The organism is Hungatella hathewayi WAL-18680, assembly GCF_000235505.1.
GTDB classification, from domain to species: domain Bacteria; phylum Bacillota; class Clostridia; order Lachnospirales; family Lachnospiraceae; genus Hungatella_A; species Hungatella_A hathewayi_A.
Genome location: NZ_JH379027.1, coordinates 2992647 through 2997634, shown reverse-complemented (window position 1 = coordinate 2997634; position 4988 = coordinate 2992647). Strand labels below are relative to the sequence as shown.

Below are 4988 nucleotides of genomic sequence, written 5' to 3'. Positions count from 1 at the left end.
AGATGATTTACCGGGAAGTCCTGGAGGTGAAGAACCAGCTGCAAAAACAGGTGATGGTATCCAAGGACAGCTTTCTGCATGTCTACGAGATATCGGAGAAGCTGGATTCCCTGAGTCCCAAGGCGGTTCTCTTTAAGACGCTGCAGGTTATGGAAGAAATTATGGAATGTCATTCCGTTGCAATTTACTTAAAAACGGATACGGCTGGCCGGTACGGGCGGACTATCGCCTGCTCGGAGGAAATCTCCGGGAAGATTACCCCGTCCATCGATTTTGGCAGCTTCCCACAGATGCAGGAGGTATTGGCGGAGGGTAAGCTGTTTGTGAACCGGGAACTGCTGAAGGGGTATCCCTCCTACGCCATGCCTGTCATCAAGGATGGCCAGGTAGTAGTAGTTGTCTGCCTGTACGATGTGAAGTTTGATAAATTTACGGTTTACTATAAAAACATGTTCCAGACGGTGGTTCAGATGGTGCAGAATAACCTGTTACGTGCCTACGATCATCAGGACGCGGAAGGGGAGAAGCGCTATCTGGAGGGAACCGGTTTCTTAAGTCCCCAGGCATATGAGGCGGAGCTGCAGATTCTGCGGGAGGCGGAGGAGGAGACCCATACCCGGTTTATGACAGGAATTATCAATGTTCCGGAGCATATGGGAATCAAGGAACTTTCGGAGAAAGCCAGTGGCCTGATTCGCGGTATTGACATCATTGGAAAGGACAGCAGAGGACACTTTTGTATCATCCTGATGAACACGGATGAGACGGGAAGACAGGTGGTGGAGAAGAGATTTCTGAATCATGGACTGTCAATTACATGGGAGGAATAGCCGGTGAATAGTGTATATTGGATACTTGCTGTGCTGCATATCCTGCTCAGCTTTATGTATGCCTATGACTGCTATATGGAGCGGGAACATCTTGAGGAAGCGGTGTTTCGGGGAATCATCTGCCTCGTGATGCCGGTGTTTGGCTACCTTTTTTTCTGGCTTCTGGACTATTTTGTCAGGAGAAACAGCGAGGAGCGGATGCGCAATCTCTATCTGGGCAACCAGAAGGCGGTGGATGATTTTTCCCTGCTGCGTCCCATTGAGAAGCAGGAGGAAATCAATAAAGTTCCGGTGCTGGAGGCCCTGGCAGCCGATGATTACCGGTACCGCAGAAAAATCATTATGGACACTCTGAAGGATGAGGACATTATCAGTTATCTTCCGGTGCTGAAAAGAGCATTGGAAAATGAAGATACGGAGACTTCCCACTATGCCAGCGCCGTTATCATGGATGCCCAGAAACGGGCCCATGAATACCTGACAGAGAAGGAGGCGGCCTTTGAAGCCGACCCCGATGACCGGGAGGTGCTGGAGGCGTTTGAGCAGGAGCTTTTCAAAGTACTGTTTGGAGATGTGTTCGATGAGAGAAATACCAGGAAATATTTTTCAGTTTATCAGATGGTGTCGGACCGGCTGTTGAAGCTGGAGGACAGAAAGGACGCCTATTTTCACAACAGGATTTTGGTGGACCTGGAACTGGGGGATATCGGCCATGCCAGCCAGACCTGTGAGGCATTTAAAAAGGAATGTCCCGACAGCGAGGACATGGTGGTGGATACCATTCAACTGTGTGTCCGGATGGAAAACCGGGAGATGCTGGATGCCTTCCTGGAGGAGCTTCGGCACCTGCCTGTGTTCCTGACCGGAAAATCATTGCAGTATATCCGATTTTTTAACAGAAACGGGGAGGTGGAGGCATGAAGAAATATTACCGTAAACTGGTGGTATTTATTGTGGGCTCTTTGATTGTGGTGGGGGCCATATGGGCCATCAACAGCGGAGTGCTGGTTGGAAGAAAAAAGAACAATGTATCCGGCCTTCTCCTTCCCGAGCAGGCAGTGAATGCGATGGCGCCGGCAGAGATGGAGAAGAACAGACAGGAGCTTTTAGTCCTGTACTCGCCTCAGATGGACATGTCGGCCAAATTTGCAGGGAACATCAAAAAGGTATCCCATCATCTGAAGATGAACTGCGATCTGGTGGATGCCGGACGACAGGATACCGTGTCCTTTTACGACTATGATGTGATCGTTATCGCCACGGCCCAGTTTGAGAAGGAAATCGGCAGCCAGGGAGCGGAGCGTCTCATGAATTATGTGAAAAAAGGCGGACGTCTGCTGATTGGCACGGTGCCGGAGGAACTGGGGGATGCCTTTGCGGAGATTTACCGGAAAATCGGAATCCAGGATTACGGAGATTTCCGGACGGTGAACAGCTTTGAGTATACGGAGGAGCTGGTTCCAGGCATGAAGCAGATGAAGTTTTCCGGGGAGGAATTTGAGGATACGGCCCTCTCAGTACAGCTTGCCGGCGACAGCCGCGTCTACATGCAGTGCTGGGAGATGAAGGAGGAGAAAACGAGAAAAACGCCTATGTTCTGGACCTGTGACTACGGGGAAGGACGTACCGGCGTCTTCAACGGAACCGCCATGACCGGCGACTACTGGAGCGGCACGGCAGCAGGAAGCATTGTGTCCCTGTATGATACTTACATGTACCCGGTTATCAATGCAAAGACCATATTTCTGGATGATTTCCCGTCACCCCAGTACAACAGTGAAAGCGATGTGACGAAGGAACAGTACAACCGGACGGTGAAGGAGTTTTACCGGGATATCTGGTGGCCGGATATGCAGGCGGCGGCCAAGCTGTACAACTGCAGTTATACAGGACTTTTTGTAGCTACCTATAATGATATTGTCAATCCGGAGCAGTTTGAGTATGAGCTGGACCGGTTGGAGCAGTACTATGGAAACAGTCTGATGAAAAATGATTATGAGATAGGAGCTCACGGCTATAACCACCAGTCGCTGGGGCTGAAGGGGCAGATTCCCAGGAAGCTTGGGTATCGCCCTTGGGCTGACACTACGGATATGGCCGCTTCCCTGGAGGAATTGAATACAATCGCGGAGGAACTGTTTCCGGGAGCCAGTCTCCAGGTTTACGTTCCGCCTTCCAACTATTTAAGTCCGGAGGGGAGGGAGGCAGTGGTGGCCGCTCTTCCTGATTTGAAAATGATTTCCGGAGTCTACACCATGGAGGGAGAGGAAGGGGCCGTCTATGTCCAGGATTTTGCCATCTCCCCCGACGGGATTGTGGAGTTTCCGAGAATCTCCTCCGGTATGCTGGACCGCTCCTTTGACCGGTTCTCCATCATGAACGGTCTGGGGCTGTACGGAGTATTTTCCCACTTTATACATCCGGATGATATCTTTGATGAGGACAGAGGAGCTGGATTGACGTGGCAGGAACTGTATAAGAGTTACAGCGACACGCTGAATATGGTACATGAGCAGTATCAGGGGCTTCGTCCGCTGACGGCCTCCCAGGCCGCAGATGCCTTAAAGGTGGCGGAGGAACTGGAGCTTTCGCTGACTGTGGAAGGGGAACGTGTGACAGGAAAGGCCAACGGATTCTACGGGGAGGCTTACTGCAGTTTTAAGACGGAGAGGACGCCATTTGCGGACAATGACAGCTGCGTGATTACTCCGGTCTGCGATGATTACCGCGGAGACTATTATATGATTGAGATAAAAAAACCGGAATTTTCCTTTTATCTGGAGGACAAATCATGAAAATCTGTCTGATTGCGGAGGGCTGCTACCCTTACGTGGCGGGAGGCGTGTCCTCCTGGATTCAAATGCTGATAAAGGGAATGCCACAGCACCAGTTTATCATCTATACCATCGGCGCCAATATGTCACAGAGGGGACAGTTTAAATACGACATTCCGGAAAATGTGATTTCCGTGGAGGAGAACTTCCTGGACCAGTTTCTGGATGTGAAGATACAGAAAAACCGCAGCTACCGCCTGCTGCCCAGAGAGCACCAGGCGGTGCTGGATTTAATCAGCCGGGACACAGTGGACTGGAACTGTCTGTTTGACATGTTTTCCAGGGATGGGAAGTATCAGACCAACGAGTTTTTGTGCAGCCACGCCTTTATGGACATTGTGATGGCGGCCTGTGAGGATACTTACCGGATAACACCCTTTACCCAGGTGTTCTGGACCATCCGCTCCATGCTTCTGCCGGTGTTGAATATCCTGAGCTGTCCCATTCCGGACGTGGATGTGTTTCACAGTGTTTCCACCGGATACGCCGGTCTGCTGGGCGCCATGTTCCAGTATAAAACAGGGAAACCCTACATTATCACGGAGCATGGGATTTACACCAGGGAGCGGGAGGAAGAAATCCTGAAGGCATCCTGGGTGGATGTGTATTTCAAACAGACCTGGATTGACTTTTTCATGGGGATGTCCCGTGCGGCCTATGACAAGGCGGACCGGATTATCTCCCTGTTTTACGGGGCCAGACAGCTTCAGACCGAGTTTGGAGCGGAGGATTCCAAATGTATGGTGATTCCAAACGGCATCAACATGGGAAGGTTTGAGCATACGGAACCAGTGAAGGAAGACCATCATCCGCTGGCGCTGGGAGCCGTCATCCGGGTGGTGCCCATCAAAGATATTAAGACCATGATTTATGCTTTTGATATCGTCAGACACAAGATTCCCGATGGAAAGCTCTATCTGATCGGGCCGACGGATGAGGATAAGGAATACTATCAGGAATGCCTGGATTTGATAGCCAGTCTTGGCTGTACGGGGATAGAGTTTGTGGGAAGGGTGGATGTGGCCCAGTGGTATGGGCGTGTGGACATGGTTCTCTTAAGCAGTGTCTCCGAGGGCCAGCCCTTTGTGCTGCTGGAGGCAATGGCGGCCGGACGGCCTGTGATTGCCACCGATGTTGGCTCCTGCCGGGAACTGATCGAGGGCAATCTGGACACCTTCGGCTCTGCCGGCCTGGTAGTTCCAGTGATGAATCCGGACCAGATGGCGAGGGCTATCTTAAAGCTCTGGCAGGATGCCGGACTCCGAAAGAGGATGGCCAGAGTGGGCAGAGAGCGGGTCAATGCCTATTACCGGGAGGAAGACTT

4 protein-coding genes are annotated in these 4988 nt (G+C 51.4%); all 4 read left to right on the top strand.

Annotated features, from left to right (window positions below):
• A partial coding sequence (locus tag HMPREF9473_RS13485; RefSeq protein WP_006780684.1) for a hypothetical protein occupies positions 1 to 830 on the top strand: 830 nt, incomplete at its 5' end.
• A 3-nt stretch (positions 831 to 833) separates the two neighbouring features.
• Positions 834 to 1751: a hypothetical protein gene (locus HMPREF9473_RS13480; RefSeq protein WP_006780683.1), complete on the top strand. Its 918-nt coding sequence runs from the start codon at positions 834 to 836 to the stop codon at positions 1749 to 1751.
• Positions 1748 to 3625: a DUF2194 domain-containing protein gene (locus tag HMPREF9473_RS26260; RefSeq protein ID WP_006780682.1), complete on the top strand. Its 1878-nt coding sequence runs from the start codon at positions 1748 to 1750 to the stop codon at positions 3623 to 3625. The genes HMPREF9473_RS13480 and HMPREF9473_RS26260 overlap by 4 nt, the downstream gene beginning before the upstream one ends.
• A partial coding sequence (pelF, locus tag HMPREF9473_RS13470) for a GT4 family glycosyltransferase PelF (RefSeq protein ID WP_006780681.1) occupies positions 3622 to 4988 on the top strand: 1367 nt, incomplete at its 3' end. The genes HMPREF9473_RS26260 and pelF, both read left to right, overlap by 4 nt.